The 19,306-nt window shown below is 60.4% G+C and carries 19 protein-coding genes and 1 pseudogene; 9 read left to right on the plus strand and 11 right to left on the minus strand.

Translation table 11 applies throughout. From position 1 onward, the window contains the following. Window positions 1–93: 93 nt before the first annotated feature. The 3 genes from OMP38_RS27495 to OMP38_RS27505 all read left to right on the plus strand — a co-directional run bounded on the left by OMP38_RS27495 (window position 94) and on the right by OMP38_RS27505 (window position 2,651). Complete coding sequence (locus tag OMP38_RS27495; RefSeq protein WP_277567932.1) at window positions 94–771, plus strand: imm11 family protein; 678 nt, start codon at window positions 94–96, stop codon at window positions 769–771. 571 nt (window positions 772–1,342) lie between these two features. Beyond that, complete coding sequence (gene ltrA, locus OMP38_RS27500) at window positions 1,343–2,089, plus strand: group II intron reverse transcriptase/maturase (RefSeq protein WP_277567933.1); 747 nt, start codon at window positions 1,343–1,345, stop codon at window positions 2,087–2,089. A gap of 43 nt (window positions 2,090–2,132) precedes the next feature. Beyond that, window positions 2,133–2,651, plus strand: coding sequence for a group II intron maturase-specific domain-containing protein (locus tag OMP38_RS27505; RefSeq protein WP_277568390.1), 519 nt, complete (start codon window positions 2,133–2,135; stop codon window positions 2,649–2,651). 192 nt (window positions 2,652–2,843) lie between these two features. Here the strand turns inward: OMP38_RS27505 and OMP38_RS27510 are convergent, their stop codons facing one another. The 11 genes and pseudogenes from OMP38_RS27510 to OMP38_RS27555 all read right to left on the minus strand — a co-directional run bounded on the left by OMP38_RS27510 (window position 2,844) and on the right by OMP38_RS27555 (window position 13,085). Continuing rightward, on the minus strand, window positions 2,844–4,127 hold the full coding sequence (locus OMP38_RS27510; RefSeq protein WP_277567934.1) for an MFS transporter: 1,284 nt from the start codon (window positions 4,125–4,127) through the stop codon (window positions 2,844–2,846). 215 nt (window positions 4,128–4,342) lie between these two features. After that, window positions 4,343–6,757, minus strand: a complete 2,415-nt coding sequence (locus tag OMP38_RS27515) for an alpha-L-rhamnosidase-related protein (protein ID WP_277567935.1) — start codon at window positions 6,755–6,757, stop codon at window positions 4,343–4,345. A 55-nt stretch (window positions 6,758–6,812) separates the two neighbouring features. Beyond that, window positions 6,813–8,048: an L-rhamnose isomerase gene (gene rhaI / locus OMP38_RS27520; protein WP_277567936.1), complete on the minus strand. Its 1,236-nt coding sequence runs from the start codon at window positions 8,046–8,048 to the stop codon at window positions 6,813–6,815. Between the two features lie 44 nt (window positions 8,049–8,092). Further along, complete coding sequence (gene rpe / locus OMP38_RS36265) at window positions 8,093–8,758, minus strand: ribulose-phosphate 3-epimerase (protein WP_277568391.1); 666 nt, start codon at window positions 8,756–8,758, stop codon at window positions 8,093–8,095. A 23-nt stretch (window positions 8,759–8,781) separates the two neighbouring features. Continuing rightward, window positions 8,782–9,333, minus strand: coding sequence for a zinc-binding dehydrogenase (locus OMP38_RS36270; RefSeq protein ID WP_420869773.1), 552 nt, complete (start codon window positions 9,331–9,333; stop codon window positions 8,782–8,784). A gap of 118 nt (window positions 9,334–9,451) precedes the next feature. Next, window positions 9,452–9,817, minus strand: a pseudogene (locus OMP38_RS36275) (alcohol dehydrogenase catalytic domain-containing protein); the annotation flags it as partial. Beyond that, window positions 9,814–10,680 (minus strand): galactitol-1-phosphate 5-dehydrogenase, encoded by an 867-nt coding sequence (locus OMP38_RS27535; RefSeq protein ID WP_420869757.1) that lies wholly within the window; start codon window positions 10,678–10,680, stop codon window positions 9,814–9,816. The gene OMP38_RS27535 and the pseudogene OMP38_RS36275, both read right to left, overlap by 4 nt. 52 nt (window positions 10,681–10,732) lie before the next feature. Continuing rightward, window positions 10,733–10,873, minus strand: coding sequence for a hypothetical protein (locus OMP38_RS27540; RefSeq protein WP_277568420.1), 141 nt, complete (start codon window positions 10,871–10,873; stop codon window positions 10,733–10,735). Between the two features lie 21 nt (window positions 10,874–10,894). After that, complete coding sequence (locus OMP38_RS27545; protein ID WP_277567937.1) at window positions 10,895–11,278, minus strand: hypothetical protein; 384 nt, start codon at window positions 11,276–11,278, stop codon at window positions 10,895–10,897. 13 nt (window positions 11,279–11,291) lie between these two features. After that, window positions 11,292–11,798: an apurinic/apyrimidinic endonuclease family protein gene (locus tag OMP38_RS27550; RefSeq protein ID WP_277567938.1), complete on the minus strand. Its 507-nt coding sequence runs from the start codon at window positions 11,796–11,798 to the stop codon at window positions 11,292–11,294. Window positions 11,799–11,939: 141 nt separating this feature from the next. Beyond that, window positions 11,940–13,085, minus strand: coding sequence for a GntR family transcriptional regulator (locus OMP38_RS27555; RefSeq protein WP_277567939.1), 1,146 nt, complete (start codon window positions 13,083–13,085; stop codon window positions 11,940–11,942). A 362-nt stretch (window positions 13,086–13,447) separates the two neighbouring features. On the opposite strand from OMP38_RS27555, the gene OMP38_RS27560 reads away from it, so the two are divergent. The 6 genes from OMP38_RS27560 to OMP38_RS27585 all read left to right on the plus strand — a co-directional run bounded on the left by OMP38_RS27560 (window position 13,448) and on the right by OMP38_RS27585 (window position 19,248). Next, entirely contained in the window at window positions 13,448–15,082 is a 1,635-nt protein-coding gene (locus OMP38_RS27560) for an extracellular solute-binding protein (protein WP_277567940.1), read from the plus strand. A 93-nt stretch (window positions 15,083–15,175) separates the two neighbouring features. Continuing rightward, a complete protein-coding gene (locus tag OMP38_RS27565) occupies window positions 15,176–16,081 on the plus strand; it encodes an ABC transporter permease (protein WP_277567941.1) in 906 nt (301 codons plus the stop codon). Then, window positions 16,075–16,713, plus strand: a complete 639-nt coding sequence (locus tag OMP38_RS27570) for a carbohydrate ABC transporter permease (RefSeq protein ID WP_277567942.1) — start codon at window positions 16,075–16,077, stop codon at window positions 16,711–16,713. The genes OMP38_RS27565 and OMP38_RS27570 overlap by 7 nt, the downstream gene beginning before the upstream one ends. Then, window positions 16,710–16,937: an ABC transporter permease family protein gene (locus OMP38_RS27575; RefSeq protein ID WP_277567943.1), complete on the plus strand. Its 228-nt coding sequence runs from the start codon at window positions 16,710–16,712 to the stop codon at window positions 16,935–16,937. Before OMP38_RS27570 ends, OMP38_RS27575 begins: the two co-directional genes overlap by 4 nt. 48 nt (window positions 16,938–16,985) lie before the next feature. Next, window positions 16,986–18,482, plus strand: a complete 1,497-nt coding sequence (locus OMP38_RS27580; RefSeq protein ID WP_277567944.1) for a hypothetical protein — start codon at window positions 16,986–16,988, stop codon at window positions 18,480–18,482. A gap of 517 nt (window positions 18,483–18,999) precedes the next feature. Continuing rightward, a complete protein-coding gene (locus OMP38_RS27585) occupies window positions 19,000–19,248 on the plus strand; it encodes a helix-turn-helix domain-containing protein (protein WP_277568393.1) in 249 nt (82 codons plus the stop codon). Window positions 19,249–19,306 lie beyond the last annotated feature (58 nt).

A 19,306-nucleotide genomic window follows, 5' to 3' on the forward strand; every position in this document is an offset into this window, starting at 1 on the left:
ACCCTATTTACTTTGAGAATCAGTTTAATGGCGTGCCCGTTGAACGTTGGGGGGGATCTTAAATTCTACTCCAATAAAGGTCTAGATCTAGATATGATCGCTTTATCAGCTGGAACTCTGGCGCTCAGTAGAAAAGCTATAGTGGCAACTCAGGATTTACTTGCTGATAAAGTTGAGACTCTTCCGCTTGAACATGACTCTTTGGAACTATTCGCTATCAACGTCTTAAATATTATTCCGGCGCTTGACAGGAGTCGATCCGAACTGAAGTTATGGCCTGACGGAGGGATAAGAAAGATCACTCAGTATGCCTTTTCACAAGAAACCATAAAAGATGCTGCGATCTTTAAGCTCCCTGAATTTATAACAACTTACACCTTCGTTACCGACGTTTTTCGCGAACGCGTTCTTCAGCACAACCTGACTGGCTTCAGATTCATCGAGCTGTGGGATTCGGAAGCAAATCCCGCAGCCAAAGAGATGCAGCGTCAGCGCTACTTGGAGCGACTCGCCGAGATCGAGCGGACCAAGGGGCCAGAGTATAGCTTCGCTGAGGTCACCGAACGAATGAGCAAGGAAAACAAGGCTGCCGTCAGCGGCAAGCAGAAGCTTCAGTTAGACGAGAACGACTCCTTGCTGATCGGAGACCTGATGGAGGATACGTTGACTTACGCATGGATGGATCCCATTTATATCCCGCCAATATTTTTGGATATGAAGTGGCATCTCGTAGAGAAGGAACCGGAATTAAAGCTTGGCAGGCAGAAGTAAATGTTGTGCCCCGTTACGGGCTTCGTAACGGGGCTTTTTATATATCAGCGTGCCCAGCGAAGCACGCATCTTCTAACCGGTGAAAGTCCGGTTGCGGGAGGGGCCAAGCCCCCGCGTAGCTAGGATACCTGCGTACGGCGAAATCTGTGCGCAGAAGCGTATCGACGAAAGTAACCGTCAGAGACGGTGCGAGCAACAGGTCAGGCCTTAACATGAAATGAATCCTGCCGCGTCGTTAAAAAAGGCCTCATCAAGAGGGAAAAGAGGAAGCTGAGCCTTGTGAAATTGGGCGAAGGCCATGGAAGCTGTTAGGAACTTGGAGCGACAGCGAAGAATTCTCCGGCGTATAGGGAGCGGCATGGTCTGAAAGAGGATGCAGTGAACTGGGGAGACCCTCCCCAGCACGAAGTTTTTTTTTCGTAGCGAGATGCTCTATAAGTCGAAAGGCGAAGTGAGCCATCTGCAGGAAGGGAGTCCGAGGGGCTCATAGTACCGGGGAACGCAGGACAACACAACCGGCGGGAGGGAAGGAGCCCTGCTTTGTTCAAGCTTTTGGAGGAGGTACGAGTGAGTGAATGCCATCCGGCTAACGACACCCAAGGAAAAAGTTCAACAACTCCGAGAAAAGCTAGGTCATGCGGCCAAGACAAGCAAGAGCAGAAGATTCCATGCGCTGTACGACAAGGTCTGTCGGACGGATGTGCTATGGGAAGCATGGAGGTGCGTACGAGCCAATAAGGGAGCGGCAGGCGTGGATGGCGAAACGCTGGCAGATATCGAGAAAAAGGGCGAGTCCCTTTTCGTCGAGGAAGTTCGAGAACGTCTACTCCAGAAACGATACCGCCCTCAGCCCGAACGACGCCACTATATCCCGAAGAAAGACGGACGCAAGCGTCCGCTCGGCATTCCGACGATTCAGGACCGAGTCGTACAGATGGCGTTAAAACTGGTGATGGAACCGATCTTTGAAGCGGATTTTCAGGACTGTTCCTATGGCTTTCGACCGAAGCGAAGCGCGAAACAGGCGCTGGAGCGAATCCGCAAAGCGTGCAACCGCAAAGGCAATTGGGTGGTCGACGTCGACATCCAAGGGTACTTCGACAACATCAACCAAGAGAAGCTGATGAAGCTGGTGGAAATGCGAATCAGCGACAGACGCGTACTCAAGCTGATCCGGCAATGGCTCGGGGCTGGAGTGATGGAGGAAGGTAAGGTGAGAAGAAGCGACCTGGGAACGCCGCAAGGCGGCGTGATTTCGCTTCTACTTGCCAACATCTATCTAAATTACTTCGACCGGCTATGGGGGGAAGCACGGTAAAGAAGTTGGGGAGTTAACGCGGTATGCCGACGACTTCGTCGTGGTGTGCAAGACAAGGAGGGACGCCCTTCATGCGCAAAAGCTAATTCAAGCGATGATGGAGCGTCTGGGATTGACGCTGCACCCGGAGAAGACACGGATTGTGGGGCTGTGGACGGGAGAAGAAGGATTCGACTTCCTCGGCATGCACCACCGGAAAACGAAAGCAGAAACGGCACGAAGCCAAGTGTACTACACGACCCGTCAATGGCTCTGCAAGAAAGCAGAGATGCATATTCGGGAAGTGGTGAAAGAGCGACTGGCGCCGCCAAACATGCGACATTTCTCGTTCGAGGAACATGTGAAATGGCTCAATCCGAAGATCCAAGGCTGGAAGAACTACTATACAACGTCATACAGCACGAAGTGGATGGCTAAGCTCGACTGGTACATCCGGCAACGGCTGATGAAATGGTACGCCAAAAAACGCCAGCGAAGGCGCTGGCGCGGTTCAGGCCACGAAGTTAAGATGCTAAGCCAAACACATGGACTCAAGACGCTCTTGAAAGTCGCACGCGTATGAATGACGAACATCGGAAAGCCGTATGAGGGAAAACCTCACGTACGGTTTGATGAGGAGGGGCTGAATTTATTCAGTCCTTCACTCTAGATCAAAAGAGGGAAAATAAAGCTGAAGAACAGGCTCGCCTCGAAGCGAACCCGGCGTACTGAACCAAGCATTAACGGAAATCTTATCCCTGCGAAAACGTCGCCGCTAAGCCCCCAACGAACGCGCCGACGGGCGCGAGCCACCCCGGCGATACCAGAGCATCACGGGGAGCAGCAGCAGGGCCAGCGCGCCGCCCGCAAGCGAGAGGGCGGCGAAGCTCGACAGGGCGACGACAGCGCCGGACAAGGCGCCGCCGGCCGCGCCCGCGAGCGAGATGAGCACGTCGACGGAGCCCTGCGTCTTGGCGCGCGTGCGGAGGGTCGTCGCGTCGACGATGACGGCCGTGCCGCTGATGAGGCCGAAGTTCCAGCCGAGGCCGAGCAGCACGAGGCCGAAGATCATCCAGGCCGACGAATCGCCCGGCGCGAACGCGGTGACGAGCGCGGCGCAGAGCAGCGTCACCGCTCCGGCGCAGGACATCGCGATGCGCCCGATCTTGTCGACGAGCACGCCGGTCACGAGCGAAGGGAGGAACATCGCGGCGATATGCGCGCCGATCGTCATGCCCACCATGTCCAGGCTGTGCCCGTGGTGCTTCATATGGAGCGGCGTCATCGTCATGATGGCGGTCATGACGATCTGGGTGATCAGCATGACCGACGCGCCGACGACGATGCCTCGGCTGCCGGCGCGCTCGGTCGCTGCAGCATCGGCGGCATCGGCGGTTCCGCCGCCCTCGCCCGCGGCAGGCGCCTCCGCTGCGCTCGCCCTGGCGACAAGGAACGGATCCGGCCGCAGCAGGGTCGCGAACACGAGGCCCGCCAGCGCGAATGCCGCCGCGGCCAGCATGAAGGGTCCCGCGAGCGGCGGGATGCCCCAATCGGCGGCGAGCCTGCCCATGGGCGAGACCAGGTTCGGCCCGGCCACGGCGCCGAACGTCGTCGTGACCATCGCGATGCTGACCGCGCGGGCCCGCTGATGCGGCTCAGCCAGGTCCGTGCCGGCGTAGCGCGCCTGCAAATTGGTGGACGTGCCTGCGCCGTACACCAGCATCGCCAGGAGCAGCAGCGGCAGGCTGTCCCAGACCGCCGCCGCGACGACGCCCAGCGCGCCGATCGCCCCCGCAAGGAAGCCGGCCGTCAGCCCGGCCCGCCGGCCCAGCCGCTGGGTCAGGCGTCCGACCGTGAAGGCCGACAGGGCCGAGCCCAGCGTGAACAGCGTCGTCGACAGCCCGGCGAGACCGTCCGAGCCCGTCATGTCCTGCGCCAGCAAGGCGCCGACGGTGATGCCCGACGCGAGCCCCGCGCCGCCGAACAGCTGCGCGATGACGACGATCGCGAGCGTCCGCTTATGGATAGCCTGCCGTTCCGCCTGCGTGTATGCCTTCATTCGTACCCCCAAAGTTAAGTCGTCCTCTTCTTTGCGCATTTGCGTATATGAAATCATACTATGAATCGGTCCCGGACGTCAGGCGAATTTTGCGCAGAACAAATTTCCGACTCGTTAACCTTGAACAGCATGGATGCACAAATGAAATCAAGTGAAAAACAAAAAACGAGGCGATCTCTGTACGGAGATACCTCGTTTTTTTGGACAGTCTTCCGTCAAGCCTGCCGCAACTGCAGCCTGCATGCGGCGCGAATCGTTTCTCCGCCCTGCGCTTCCCGTGTCGTCCCGTCCGGAAGAACGATGTCCACCGGAATGCCGGGCGGGGCATCCACCGATAAAGTAAAGACGTCGCCATCCCGCCGCCAGGCCGTCTTCACGGGTCCGTTCGGCGTCGGCGTCGTCCCGCTCGCCCAAGCCAGGCCTTCCGGCCTCGGGGCGATCCGGATGCGCGCGAAGCCGGGCGCTCCCGGACGCACGCCGAGCACCGTCGCGGAAAATTCGTACAGCGGCAGCGCGCTCCACGCATGGCAATCGCTGCGGGGCGTACCATGCGCCATCTCCGGCAGCGTCGTCAGTTCGAGGCCGAGGAACAGTCTCCAGCGGTCCCATTCCTTGAATGCCAGCTCGTGCAGGCCGCACGATTCCAGCGCGCGCATGGACGCGAATGTCTGCGGCAGCGAGGCAACCGGCAGCGTATCGTCGGCGAACGTCCGGCGGAGCAGCTCCGCCGCGGCATCGCTGTTAACGGCGCCCGAGAGGACCGCCCGAATCTGCGCATGCACGCTGAAGTCGCCCGTTCCCGGGCAGTTCGCGTACAGCTGCCGTTCGGCCGACCAGCAGAGCCGGTTAACCGCTTCAATAACCGATTGGGCGCGCGCCCGCAGCTCGCCGGCCGCATCACGCCAGCCGCCGGCGTCCAGCAGGCCCGCCGCCTTGCGCAATCCCGCGGCGTACATGAGGCTGTGCAGCGTCATCGGACCTTCGTCCTGCGTCGGCGGAGCGCCGAACGGCCAGCTCTCGACCCAGTCGAAATGCGTCCACAGCTCGTAAGGCAGCATGCCCACGATGCCCTCGGGCGTCCGATACCGCTCGAACCAGTCAAGCAGCTTCAGCATGGACGCCCGGTACCGGTTCACGTGAGCGATGTCCCCGAAATACCGGTAATGTTCGTCCAGCATGTCGATCCAATAGAGGGAGAAGCCCGGAATAACCTGCGCCAGCATGGAAGGGAACCGGCATTGCAGCATGCCGGAAGGCAGCTGGGAGCTATGGAAATCTTCGATCGCCCTGCGCGCCAGCCGGTCGTCGGTGGTCAAATGGTACGTGTACAGCATCTGCAGCCGCGTATCCATCGTATATTGCAGCTGCTCGTAATACGGGCAGTCCTCGTACGTTTCGTGCATGCAGCGGCGCAGCGTGTTGAGCGACATGCGCCAGATCTGATTCAGCTCGTCGTCCGAGCAGTCGAACGCGCCCGTCGGCTCCAGCGGATAGCCGGTCTCCCGGTAGCCGATGCCGTGAAGCGCGATCGGCGCATTCCCGGCCGCGATCTCGACTTGAACATACCGGAACGTCCGAAACCAGAACGGCTCGTAAACCTCGGGGCACTCCGGCGTGCCAGTGCCGGCAGCCAGGTAGACGTCGGGATCGCCGACCAGCTTGCCGCCTTCGGCCATATTCCGCACGCCCTTGATCCGTCCTTCGCCGATATCCGACGCATACGGCTCGTAGCATTCCGCGCAGATCAAGCGAATCTCGGCGCCGGCGCCGCCGCTGAAGGCCGCATGCAGATACCCGGTCGTGAGCAGGCCGGCGTCCAGCTCGAACCGGATCTTTGCCGCCGCAGGCACGATCACGGGTGCCCGCTCCGGACCGCGCATCGCGTCAAGCGGTTCAATCGCGCATCCCTCGGCACGTACGATACCGGCGAACGCGGTCTCCCGTTCGTAAAGCGGTGGAATCGGACGGGGCTGAAGCGCCCAGCCCACGCGTTCTCCATACGGATTGCGCAGGGGCGCGAACGGAACCGCCTGCGGCCAGCCGGCTTCGTCGAATTCCGGCTGCGTCCAGCCGTGCGGAAGCTTCGAGCCATCGACACGCTCCAGCCCGCCCAGCCACTGGATGAGCTCGCTCGGCTCGTTGGCGTATCCCTCCGCGGCAAAGCACCGCCAGCTGTCGCCCGTATGCAGCTCCTCTCTGATGCGGCCTCCGGCGTCCGTCAACGCGCCGTCCAGCAGGAAGCCGCCGTTCCATTCGCTCCAGATCGAGATCGGCCCCGAGACGCCCATCGTCCAAGGCTCCGTCCCGGCATAATGCACAACTTGGGCCGCGAGCACGTTCGTGCCGTCGCGCAGCAACCCGCCGAGTTCCACCGTCTCGTAAAAGCGCCGGTTCGCGTCGCCCTTGCAGGGGCCGATCGACACCGATACGCCGTTTAAGAACAGCCGGTATCGGCTGTTCGCGCTGACCAGGACGGTCAATCGCTCACCGCGGGCCGCCTGGAACGTCCGGCGAAACAGCGCCATCGTATGGCGGCCCGGCCGGATCTCCCGAACCGGCCCCTCCGTCCAGATCCATTGTCCGCGCCAGTCGCGGGTATCGTGGGCAAGCAACGCTTCACTTTGCAGCATGATGGTCTCCTTCCGTTATCTTAAACATCGTCAGAACGGTCCGCATATCATCCCTTTACTTCAATCCGGAGGGCGTCGTTTCCTGCTTGCTAACCCTGCCGAGCACCTTCTCGTGCAGCCCGCTCTCCTTGTATGCCCGCATCGGGTCGACCGGCAGTCCGTCCTCCTCCCGGAACGCGCGCAGCAGCGGCGTTACGTCCTGCTCGAAAGCAGAGCGTACCGCGTCTTCCGCCGCCAGCACGTCCTGCTTCTCCTGTGCCTCGCGCACCTCGTCGAAGTTGATCAGCAGCGCCTTCGCGTACTGGACCTGGACGTTCAGCACGGAACGGATCATCGCGGGAATTTTCTCTTCGATGTTGTGGCTCTGGTCGATCATATAGGCGATTCGGTTCGCCGTCGCCGCGATGGCCGGATCCGGATCGCGCATGGCGTCGACAATCTGGTAGAAGATCAGGAACAGCTCGTACGGGTTGATCGCCCCGGCGATCAGGTCGTCGTCACCGTATTTGCGGCTGTTGAAATGGAAGCCGCCGAGCTTCCGTTCGTTCAGCAGATAAGCCACCAGGTGCTCGATGTTCGTCCCCTGCGGGTGGTGGCCCGTATCGACGAGCACCTGGGCCTGCGGGCCGAGCTTGTTCGCCATATTGAACGCCATCCCCCAATCGGCGAGGTCGGTATGGTAGAAGGCGGGCTCGTAAAACTTGTACTCGATCAGCATGCGCATATCCGGCGCCATCGCGCCGTACGTCGTCTGCAGACATTCGCGCATCCAGTTCACCCGCTGCCGGATCGGCGCCTGGCCGGGGTAGTTCGTGCCGTCGGAGAACCACAGGCTCAGCACCTTGGAATCGACGGCCCTGGCGATATCGACGCATTCGAGCAGATGCTCCGTCGCCTTCCGGCGGATCGCGGCGTCGGTGTTGGTGACGCTGCCGAGCATATATTCCGGCTCCTGAAACAGATTCGGATTGATCGCCCCGATCCGGATACCGCGTTCCTCGGCGTAGCCGGTCAACGTCCCATAATCGTCAACCTTGTCCCATGGAATATGGATAGCGACGGCGGGACACGCGCCGGTGAACCGGTGCACGGCCGCGGCGTCGTCGATTTTCTCGAGCGTGGTGCGGGCCGCCCCCTTGTAAGGAAACGTCCTGAACCGGGTGCCTTGATCGGCATAGCCCCAGGAAGGCGTTTCGATCTCAAGCGCTTTCAACCTGCGCCGCACCTCTTGGAGGTCGATGCCCCGCTCCTTCTGGCGTTCTTCAAAAACAGTATAGGCCTTGTCGGTCATGTCGAGACACCCTTTCCGCCTTGAAAGCTATGGTGATCCGCCCGCTACGCAATAACTTCCCTCAGCTGCTGCGTCAGCCCGTACAGATCCCGTCCCGGCCCGAAGATGCTGGATGTGCCCGCCACGAAAATATCCGCCCCGGCCCGCCGCATCGCCCCCGCGTTCTCGAAGCTGACGTTGCCGTCGACCTCGATCTCGACGCGGTCATAGCCTCGCTCGGCAAGCCAGGAGCGGAGCCTCGTGATTTTGGCCAGTGTGGCCGGCACCAGCTTCTGTCCCGCAAAGCCAGGATTGACCGTCATAATCAGCACCATATCGAGATCGTCCAGAACGTCCTCAAGCGATAGAATCGGCGTCGAGGGATTCAGCGCCACCGACGCCTTGGCGCCAGCCGCCTTAATCTCCTGAAGCGTGCGCTGCAGATGCGGCGTCGCCTCTTGATGGACCGACACGATGTCGCCCTCGCGCAGCGCGAACAGGCCGAGGTGCCGTTCCGGATGCTCGACCATCAGATGAAGATCGAGCGGCGTGCGCGTCGCCTGCCGGACCGCCCGCACGAAGTCGGGACCCAGCGTAAAGTTCGGGACGAACGCGCCGTCCATAATGTCGATATGCAGGTAGTCCACCTGCGCCCGGTCGAGCGCTTCCAGCGTTTGACCCAGATGAAGAAAATCCGCGCACATGATGGAAGGCGCGATTTTGCCTGCCATAGCGATCTCCTCCTTGCCCGTGGTTATGGCTTCACGATGACGCGCATGCCAGCGTGGCTTTCCGCCGTCCGGATCGCCTCCTCGATATCCGCAAGCGCGAACCGGTGAGAAATGTACTTCTTCATGTCGATCGTCCCGGTATTGATCAGCTCCACCGCCTTCCGGTGATGGCGCGGCAGCGAACCGTGCGCGCCGTGCACGAAGAGCTCTTTGTAATGGATGATGTTCGTGTCCAGCGCGACGAGCGACTGCCCCTTCGGCAGCCCGCCGAAGAAGTTCACCCGCGCCCGGTTCTTCGCCATATGAATCGCGTCGACCTGGGCATCCGGCGATGGATTGCATGTAATGACGACGTCCGCGCCGAGGCCGCCCGTTTCCTGCAGCACCCGCTCGATCGCATTCTCCTCGGACGAGCAGACATATGCGTGGGCGCCGAGCGGCTTCGCCATCTCCAGTCGGGGGGCGCGACCGGTTGACCAGGACAACCCGCGCGCCCATTTTGAGGCACACCTCAACCAGCATGCAGCCGATCGGCCCCGCGCCGATGACGACCACCGTATCGCCGATTCGCACATCGGACAGCTCAAGCCCGTTCAGCACGCAGGCGAGCGGCTCCGCGAGCGCGGCCTCCTCGTAGGAGATGCGGTCCGCGATCTTGTGGATCGGTCCGTACTGCACGACCGTCTTGTTGAGCAGCACATAGTCCGCGAAGCTGCCCGCGAACTGATAGCCCATGGCATAGTTGATCTGGCAGTTGTTGCCCATCCCCGCTTCGCAAAAGACACATTCCCCGCACGGCACGTCCGCCCCGAGCGAGATCCGGTCGCCCGGCTGAAACCGGCTCACGTTGCGTCCCGTCTTCACCACGCGGCCCGCTGCCTCGTGACCGAGAATCTGCGGCAGCGACACCCGGTTGTTGCCGTGGCGGTATATGCGGATATCGGAGCCGCAGATGCCGACCGCCTCGACCTTCATCAGGATGCCGTCGTCATCGGGCTCCGGCAGCGGTACCTCCTTCACCGCCATCCGGCCAAGCTCCTCCAATACGGCTGCTTTCATGCCTCATCCTCCTCCGTTGGATTTACGACCATCACTTTGTTGTAAAATGCGCTGCGGTCCCGCATCATCGCCATGGCGCCCTGCAGCCCGTCGAGCGTAACCCGGTGCGTCGTCAGCGGCTTCAGGTCGATCTGGCCGGACGCCATGCTGTCCAGCACGAGCCGCCATTCATTCTTGGGCAGGTCGGCATAAGCGGAATTCCAGGTGCCTTTGAGCGTCAGCTGCTTGCGCAAAATGTCCCAGTACCCGTTCTGGGTGAGCTTCATCTCGCCCTCGGGGTTGCCCATGAGCACGACGCGCCCGGATGTCCGCGCGGCGTTGAGGCAGGTCTCCCAGGAGACCGCGTTCCCCGCTCCCTCGACGCAGACGTCGGCGCCCCGGCGGGTAACGCGCCGAACCCACGCCGCCGCGTCCTCCTCGCGCGCATTGACCGTATCCGCGAACCCCAGCGCGTTCGCGAACGCCAGCTTATCGGGATCGATGTCGGACAGCAGCACCCGCGAGGCACCCCAGGCTTTGGCCCAGGCGGCCAGCATCATGCCGATCGGTCCCGCGCCGCTGATAAACACCTGGTCGCCGATATCGACCGTCGCTTGCCGGAGCGCATGGACGGCGACCGCCGCAGGCTCCGTCATGGCAAGCTCCTCGTAACTCAAATGATCCGGCGCGGGAAGCACGTTCCATACGGGCACGCAGATATATTCGGCGAATGCGCCGTCCCGCCGCGAGCCCATATAATCGTAATTCTCGCACTGCGCGTATTCGCCGACCTCGCAGGACGGACAGCGGAAGCAGGGGATCAGCGGGAATACCGCCGCCTTGCGTCCCAGAAGCGCCGGATCCGCCCCTTCGCCGAGTTCCACGATGCGGCCCGCGAACTCATGGCCGGGGATCGTCGGGAACGTATAGGTGCCCTTACGGAATACGCGGGGGGATATCCGAGCCGCACACGCCGCAGGCGCGTACCTGGAGAAGTACCTCGCCGGGACCCGGCGCGGGACGCGCCACCTCCTCCGTCCGCAGATCGCCGACCGCATGCAAGACTGCCGCCTTCATGGCGCTCTCCTCCTTGGGCACTTATGCCTGAATGAACTGCCGCCAGTAATTCACCGATTCGATATGGTCCTGAACGATCCGGAATTCCGTACCCCACGCCTCCCGGTGGGAGATCTCGAACACGATCTCGGCTTCCTCGGCGCCGGATTTTTCTAACGCGGCCAGCAGCGGCTCGCCGTGAATGATGCCGATGCGGTTGTATTCCTCGGTGAACGGCCAATGGCGGCTGTGGTCCTTCTCCGTCTGCTGGATATGAATGATCGGCGACGCCTTGCCGAGCTCCCGTACCCACCGGTACGGATCCCGGTCGCCCGGGTGCGGCGCGTGACCTACGTCCAGGCAGACCTTGAACGGTATGCCCGCCCCGTCGTTCAGCCGCTCCAGCAGTTCCTTCGTCTCTTCCACCGTATTCGCCATTTCACGGGGGGATGGACATCGGCTCGAACAGCAGGTGAGTCATGCCCAGGTCTTTACAGTACCAACTCAGTTCCTGCCAGTTTCTCAACGCTTCGCCGATGATGAATTCCCGCCTTGCCTGATCGTCGTAGTCGGCGAACGTCAGAATGCCGAAATGACTCCCCGTCGTAACCGCGCCCAACTCGCGCGACACCTTGGCGAACCGTTTGAACCAGTCCAGCCATACTTTGCGCACGGCGGCGTCGGGATGCATGAAATGGTTGACGCGCGTAAAAGCGCTTGTAAAGGTGCTCGTGATGTCCAGCCCATGCCGCTCGGTGCTTCGGTTGATGCGCTCCACCTGCTCCTTTACGATCTCGTCCGGCAGAAATACGTTGAGCAGGTCGGCCACGAACTGCACGGTCTTGACGCCCATTTCTTCGGCGACGATCCGGCTCCACACCTCGGGCTCCGCGTATTTGTTAATGGCAAATCCCAAATTGATGCCAAGCTTCAATTTAACCGCCACGTACATTCCTCCAGTCGTTGCGTTTAGTCTAATACTATTATGTATCACTGATACATTCAATACATACGCCGCGTGAACCGAAAAAAGGTACAGCCTCTCGAATTTCTCGAGAGACTGCACCTTGTACTTCGATGAATTGTTCTAGCTTGGCGAAATTAGCGTGCGCACGCTGTCCCGAACGATCAGCTGCGTAGGATATTTGACGGAGGGCGGCGGGCTCACGGACGGATTGTCGATACGCTCCAGCAACAGGCGGACGGCGGCTTCCCCCAGCGTATCGGCCGGCTTGCGCATCGTCGTCAGCGGGACGGGCAGCCTGCGGGCGAGCGATGAGTCGGTAAAGCCGGCGACGGATAGCTGCAACGGCACCTTCACGCCAAGCCGGAAGCAGGCGGCCATCGTCTGGCCGGCAAGCTCGTCGTTCGCGCAGAAGACGGCGGTCATCCGCGGATGCGCCTGCAAAAAGCGTTCCAGCGCCGCGGCGGTACCCGCTTCGTCCAAGGCCGGGACGGAACGGTTGCCGAAGCCGTCGCCGGGTCCGGGCAAGGTTAGCACCATGGAGCCCTCAAACGGGATGCGGTTGTTAAGCAGCGCCTGCATGTAGCCATAGTAGCGGTCCTCGCGGCTCATGACGCCTTCGATGTCCGCCGTGATGAATCCGATCTGGCGGTGGCCTGCTTCAATCAGATAGTCGGTTAGCTCATAGCCGCCCTGGTAGTGATCGTGATAGACGCTTGGCAGCCCGATCTCCCGATAGGCGCGGTCCACGATGACGATCGGAAATTGCGCGAGATGAAGGCGAAGCAACTCGTCGGGACAAGTGCGCCGGTTGCCGGGGAACAGGATGATGCCCCTCGCCTCGGCTGCCGCCTGCTTCAACGTCCGCTCCTCTTCCGTGAGATCGCCGCCGGTTACCCGAAGCAGCACTTCGGCCCCCGCCTGCCGCGCGGCGCCGACCGCGGACTGAACGATCGCGCCCGCATATTCGTCCATATCGGGCACGACGAGCGCGATTGGCAACGGATTGCTCCGCTGCGGGGCGCCCGGGCGCTCCGCCAGGAAGGTGCCGCGGCGAGGAAGCCGATACACCAACCCCTCCTTCGCCAGCGCGGCCAGCGCTTCCTTGCTTGTCCGCGTGCTGACGCCGTACATAGCGGCGAGTTCGGCCTCGGACGGAATGGGGTCATGAGGGCGCAGATTCCGTTCGCGGATCAGCTCTATGATTTTGGTTCGCATCTGCTCGTACAGCACGACCGGACCCTTTACCAGTTTCTCTCGGCGGTTCATTCCCCTTGCCCTCCAGCGCGGTTAAAATAGGTTAACTACAGGTTTCTCCGTTGACCTTATACTAGCGGCTTTGCCGATTGCAGGCAAACCGAAGCGGCAAGGGACGGGGATTCGTTCCCGCATGCCGGCGTGGACGGAGGAACGTATCGGAAATTCGTTCGATTGTTTACGGTTTTCTATCTCTTTAGCATCTTCCACACGGGAAAAACCCTTGATGGGACTGGGATTAAGCGCTTTCTAAGCGGTAAGGGCCGGAAAATCCCAACCTTCGTCAAAACGCTGAATTTACGAGCCGCGGGACGTCTCGTAGGATGGGGTTTGTAAGGCAGCCTCACAAACTTCGCTTGGGGGAGGAAAGAAAAATGGTCATCAAACGGATAAGCGGCGGCGTCGTTCTTGCGCTGACGGCCGCGGCGCTGGCCGCCTGCGGCGGCAACAATGAAAACGGCGGGGCATCGGCTTCCCCCGCGGCAAGCTCGCAGGCTGCGAGCGCTTCGGCAAGCGGCACGGCTAGCAGCGCGGCAAGCGCCTCCGCCGACTACGGAGATACGGGCGGGCTCAAGCTGCCGCTCGTCGACAAGCCGACGACGATCAACTGGATGCTGGTCGGCGAAACGCCGCCGAACGACAAGATGATCGTCAAGGAGATCGAGAAGCGCACGGGCATCACCGTTAATTTTCAGACCTACGCGTCTTCTACTTTCCAAGACAAGCTGAAGGTGACCGTCGCTTCGGGCAAGCTGCCCGATATCTTCCACGGCCTGACGGCGGCCGAGCTCAAGAAGCTGGGCAAGCAGGGCGCGGTCGTCGCGATCAACGACTATGCCAATATGCTGCCGAACTTCAAGAAGCTGTATATGGAGGAGAACGACTGGGTCGTCAAGTCCTACGGCGACGAGAGCGGCAAGATCTACACCTGGCCGATCTACGATATGAACCGGGCGGTCAATCACGGCTTCCTGTACCGCAAGGATATTTTTCAGAAAAACGGCATTCCGGAATGGACCGATACGGAGGGTTTCTACCAGGCGCTGAAAAAGCTGAAGGAAATCTACCCGGATTCGTACCCGTACGCTTCCAAAAGCACCGTCAACATCTTCAAGGACTTCGCGTACGGCTGGGGCATCGGCGGCGCGAACTATCCCGTCTACTACGACGAGGCGGCCAAGACGTGGAAGTTCGCCTCCACGCAGCCGGAGAGCAAGGCCATGTTGGACTTTATGAAAAAGCTGTATAACGAGAAGCTGCTCGACCCCGAATTTATCACCGATACGCAGGACTCCTGGACGTCCAAGATGACGTCGGGCAAGTCGTTCGTCACCTTCGACTGGATCGGCCGTCTCGACCTCTTCTACAACCAGGTCAAGGATTCGAACCCCAAATACGACCTGCGCTACGGCAATCCCGTCGGGCCGACCGGCCACGTCCGGTCGCTGCCGAAGATCGAGGCGGGATGGTCGATCACGGTCGCGAACAACGCGAACAAGGAAGCGTCGCTCAAGCTGCTCGACTATCTGACCAGCCCGTCCGGCGCGGCGCTCATGACGCTCGGCGTCGAAGGCGAGACGTTCAACTTCGACGCGAACGGCAAGCCGGTGTATCCGGAGCTCGCCAATGAGCCGGCCGTCGACATCAAGGTGCTCGAGAACAAATACGGCATATGGCTCGAAGGCGCGTACTTGCGGCCGGATCACCGGAGCGTGTATTTCAACTACACGGAGAAGGAACAGGAGGCGCAGGACAAGATCACGAGCGGCAACAAGTTCGAGCCGCTGGATCCCGTCCTTAACTTCACCGACGACGAGACCGCGACGATCGCCGAGCTGCAGACTTCGCTGCAGAAGGCGGCCGAGGAGTTCAACACCCGCTACGTGCTCGACAAAAAATACGGCGACGCCGAGTGGGAAGCGTGGAAGACCAACGCCGACAAGCTGGGCGCGGCGAAGCTCGCCAAGATTTTCAACGACGCCCAGCAGCGCTACGACAGCGCCAAATAACGCCGATAAGGCTGCGTCACACCCGGCATCGCGGGAGACGGAGCGCGGAACGACCGTTCCCGCGCCCGTCCTTCGCCGACAGGAGGGAACCTCATGCGAACCATGCTCCGCAAAATCGCGCGCGACAGACAGCTGCTCGTCCTATTTATTCCGTGCATCGTCTTCTACGCCCTTTTCCGATACGGGCCGCTGTACGGTCTGATCATCGCCTTCAAGGATTACAGCGTGTACACGGGCATTCTGGACAGTCCCTGGGTCGGCCTCAAGCACTTCGAACGCTTCTTCTCCGGCCCGGACTTCTTCCTGTTGTTCCGCAACACCTTTTTGCTCGGCTTCTTCGCGCTGGTGTGCTCGTTCCCGTTCCCGATTCTGCTCGCGATTCTGCTTAACGAGGTGCGGGTCCGCTGGTTCAAGAAATTCGTCCAGACGGCGAGCTACCTGCCGACGTTCCTGTCCGTCGTCATCATCAGCAGCATGATCATCGATTTTCTGTCCCCGAACAACGGCATCGTGAACAAGCTGCTTAACCTGCTCGGCTTCGAGTCCAAGTACTTCCTGATCGACCCGGCCTGGTTCCGCCCCATCTACGTGCTCTCGGACATCTGGGCCAATACGGGCTACGAAGCGATCATCTTCCTGGCGGCGATCGCCGGGATTAATCCGACGCTGTACGAGGCGGCGCGGGTGGACGGCGCGAGCCGGCTGCGGATGATGTGGCACGTCACGCTGCCGGGCCTCCTGCCGACGATTCTCGTCGTGTTCATCCTGAAGACCGGATCGATGTTCCGCGTCGGCTACGAGAAGGTGCTGCTCCTGTACAATTCGATGACCTACGACGTCGCCGACGTTTTCTCGACCTTCGTGTACCGCAAGGGCCTGCTCGAGTCGAATTATAGCTACGGCGCGGCGGTCGGCTTGTTCGAAGCGCTGGTCGCGATGATCATGCTGCTCGGCGCGAATCTGATCAGCAAGCGGATGGGAGGAAAGGGACTATGGTAGGACAGCGCAGATTCACGGTTTTCGGCGTCGTCAACGCGCTGATCCTGATCGCCGTCGCGATCTCCACGCTGTATCCGCTGCTGTACATCACGGCCGTGTCGGTCAGCGATACCGCAAGCGTGACGCAGGGCGAGGTGTTCCTCTGGCCGCACGGCTTCAACCTGGAGGCGTACAAGGACGTCCTGTTCGATCCGAAAATTCCGAGAGCGTACCTGAACACGATCTACTACACGTTTCTGGGCACGTTCATCAATCTGCTGTTCACCTCGGTGGCGGCCTATCCGCTGTCCCAGCCGCAGTTCGTCGGACGGAAGTTCTGGATGCTCGCGATCGTGCTGACGATGTTCCTGCAGCCGGGCATCATCCCGAATTTCCTCATCGTGCAGAAGCTTGGCCTGCTGGACTCGGTATGGGCGCTCGTCATTCCCAACGCGATCTGGACGTTCGAGCTGATCATTCTGAAGAGCTTCTATGAAAACATGTCGGCGCAAATTCGCGAAGCGGCGCTGATTGACGGAGCCTCGGAGTACCGCATTCTCTTCAACATCGTGCTGCCGCTCTCCAAGCCCGCGCTCGCGTCCGTCGGCCTGTTCTTTTTCATCGGCCACTGGAACAGCTTTTTCTCCCGATGATCTATCTGAACGACCAGTGGAAATATCCGCTGCAGGTGGTGCTGAGAGGCATGCTGATCTTCCACGAGGGCAACTCGTCCTCGCTCGTCGACGCGTCGGCGCTGGCGCCGCAGGCGAAGAAAAACGCGACGATCATCCTCGCGATGATCCCGGTGCTGCTGATCTATCCGTTCGCGCAAAAATATTTTGCCAAGGGCGTCATGCTGGGCGCGGAAAAAGGCTGATGGTAGAATAAACGGATACACCAGCGACGCGAAGGATGATGGCCTATCATGAAGCGGATCATAACGAACCTCGGCGTTCTGCAAATTTTTTTCTCTCTGCTGCTCGTCATCGCGATTATGTTCGTATCCACTTATCTGATCTATCGCAACTCCATATCCGGCATTTACGACAAGGTCACGCAGAACAATACGCTGGTCTTCAAATCGGTCGTCCAGTCGTTCGACGACAGCTTCCGGACCGTGGACAACATCATTCATTCCGTTCACAGCCTGCCGCCCTCGGACAATCTGATCTCGCCGGACGACGACAGCCTGGACATGACCAAGGTCTACACGCTGGTCAAAAATCTGTCTACGCTGACCTCGACGGTCGACTATATCGAGGAGGTCGTCGTCTTCTACGACGACGCGCGCCTCGCGATCACGTCCGAAGGCACGAGCGGCTTCGAGCGCTTTTTCGACGGCAAGTACCGGCACGACACGTACAACGCGAACTATTGGAAGACGTACGCGTCGACGAAGCACGCGTTCAAGATTTTTCCGGCGGACAGCTTCAAGGTGCTCGACTTCAACCAGCAGCCGCAGACCCGCAACCTGATGATCGCCTTCGGCGGCAACAAGCTCGCGACGTCCAGCAAGAACGTCATGGTCATGATCGACGTGGCCGCGCTGCTCAAGCACGTGAACCAGCAGTCGGTCATTCCGGGCGCTTCGCTCATTCTGCTGGATCAGGATCGGAACATCATCTACAGCACGGACAAACAATGGGGACTCGTCGACGTGCTGAACGACGTCTACTTCAACGCGGACCAGGAGGCCTCGCTGACGCGCGAGAACTACGAATACAACTTCTATAAATCGGACTACAACGGATTTATTTATATCGACAAGGTGCCCTATCAGTTCCAGAATCTCAATCCGGTGACGCAGGCCAACGATTCGATCATGCTCACCGCGATCGTGTGCGCGGTCGCGCTGTCCGTCTTCCTCAGCTTCTACCTGAACCGTCCGGTCAAGCGGATTCTCCGGCTGCTCGGGGGGAGGGCACAGCAAAGGCAACGACTTTCGGAAAATTTACAGCGGGATCGTCAAGCTGCAGGCGGACAACGAATTGTATCGGGATCAGCTGGCGTTTGCCGACAAGGAGCTGCGCAGAGGCGTGTTCCTGCAGGCGCTCGACGAGAGCGCGCATGCCAAGGCGCACGACATTCAGTTGCAGACCTACTATCCGGCGTTGTTCGGAGAGCACTGCTTCGTCATGGTACTGTTCCAGGCAAGGCCGAGGCCGGACGCGGGAGAAGCGCCGCTGCCCGTCGAGACGATCGCGGACCGGCTGGAGACGGAACTGCGGCGGGAAGGGGCGGAGGCCAGCGTCTTCCATGTGTCGCGCGCGGAGTTCATCGCCGTCGTCGGCTTGCCGAAGGCGGAGGAGCGGGCGAGGCTGATCAAGCGGCTGCGCGGCTGCATCGTGGCGGCCGAGCGGGAGGCGCTGCTCGGCTACGACCTGTGGGCTTGCGTGAGCGAGGCGTACGCCGCGGAGATTAAAAACGCCAATCGCGGCTACCGCGACGTCATGAACGGCATGCTGTACCGGGGCGTCGGAGACACGGCGAGCGTGCTCGACGTCGAGGAGATCGAATACGTATGGAACGTTTACTTTCCGTTCGAGAAGCTCGAAAAGCTCTCGAATTACCTGCTGAACGGCAAGCTGCAGGAGAGCGTCCAGATCATCCGGGAGACGATGGGCGAGAACGCGGCGCGCAACGTCCACCGCCACCAGCTCGTTCATATCGCCAAGTCGATGCTCTTCTACATGCTCCGCTATGCCGGCAGCTCCGCGAATATGCGCGAGGAGCTGTACGCGATCGAGACCGAATTTTGCCGCCGCGCGGAGCAGACCTTCGATTATCGGGAGATTGAGGAGGCGTTGGTCGCGGTGGCGGGCCGCCTGTCCGCTTCTGGGAGAGCGGAGCCGAAGAACAAGCTGAATTCGGCCTTCATCTCGCAATACATCGAGCTGCATTATATGGATAACCTGTATCTGGACCAGATCGCGGCGGTCATGGAGACGACGCCCAAGTATTTCTCCAACTACTTCAAGAAGACGTTCGGCGTGAACTACGTGGAGTATCTGAACAAAGTAAGGCTGTCGCATGCGCGTGACCTGCTCCGGAGCACGAGCCTGTCGATCGCCGAGATCGGGGAGAAAACGGGATATTTGAACGCGTCGACGTTCACGACGACGTTCAAGAAGTATATGGGCGTGTCGCCGAGCGACTATCGCAAGCAGAACGATCAGCAGATCGTGTAAGGCTGAAGGGATAGCGATGCGCGCTATTGTAGCGCAACGCGGGGAGATAAAACGATCG

The sequence above is a fragment of the Cohnella ginsengisoli genome (assembly GCF_029525555.1).
Taxonomy (GTDB): domain Bacteria; phylum Bacillota; class Bacilli; order Paenibacillales; family Paenibacillaceae; genus Cohnella; species Cohnella ginsengisoli.

Coding starts and splice junctions, on each gene's coding strand:
- OMP38_RS27575 (WP_277567943.1), top strand. CDS start 16,710: ATGATCTATCTGAACGACCAGTGGAAATATCCGCTGCAGGTGGTGCTG.
- rhaI (WP_277567936.1), bottom strand. CDS start 8,048: ATGACCGACAAGGCCTATACTGTTTTTGAAGAACGCCAGAAGGAGCGG.
- OMP38_RS27540 (WP_277568420.1), bottom strand. CDS start 10,873: ATGAAGGCGGCAGTCTTGCATGCGGTCGGCGATCTGCGGACGGAGGAG.
- OMP38_RS27515 (WP_277567935.1), bottom strand. CDS start 6,757: ATGCTGCAAAGTGAAGCGTTGCTTGCCCACGATACCCGCGACTGGCGC.
- OMP38_RS27495 (WP_277567932.1), top strand. CDS start 94: ATGATCGCTTTATCAGCTGGAACTCTGGCGCTCAGTAGAAAAGCTATA.
- OMP38_RS27565 (WP_277567941.1), top strand. CDS start 15,176: ATGCGAACCATGCTCCGCAAAATCGCGCGCGACAGACAGCTGCTCGTC.
- OMP38_RS27560 (WP_277567940.1), top strand. CDS start 13,448: ATGGTCATCAAACGGATAAGCGGCGGCGTCGTTCTTGCGCTGACGGCC.
- OMP38_RS36270 (WP_420869773.1), bottom strand. CDS start 9,333: ATGTGCGAATCGGCGATACGGTGGTCGTCATCGGCGCGGGGCCGATCG.
- OMP38_RS27510 (WP_277567934.1), bottom strand. CDS start 4,127: ATGAAGGCATACACGCAGGCGGAACGGCAGGCTATCCATAAGCGGACG.
- rpe (WP_277568391.1), bottom strand. CDS start 8,758: ATGGCAGGCAAAATCGCGCCTTCCATCATGTGCGCGGATTTTCTTCAT.
- OMP38_RS27555 (WP_277567939.1), bottom strand. CDS start 13,085: ATGAACCGCCGAGAGAAACTGGTAAAGGGTCCGGTCGTGCTGTACGAG.
- OMP38_RS27570 (WP_277567942.1), top strand. CDS start 16,075: ATGGTAGGACAGCGCAGATTCACGGTTTTCGGCGTCGTCAACGCGCTG.
- OMP38_RS27585 (WP_277568393.1), top strand. CDS start 19,000: ATGGAGACGACGCCCAAGTATTTCTCCAACTACTTCAAGAAGACGTTC.
- OMP38_RS27580 (WP_277567944.1), top strand. CDS start 16,986: ATGAAGCGGATCATAACGAACCTCGGCGTTCTGCAAATTTTTTTCTCT.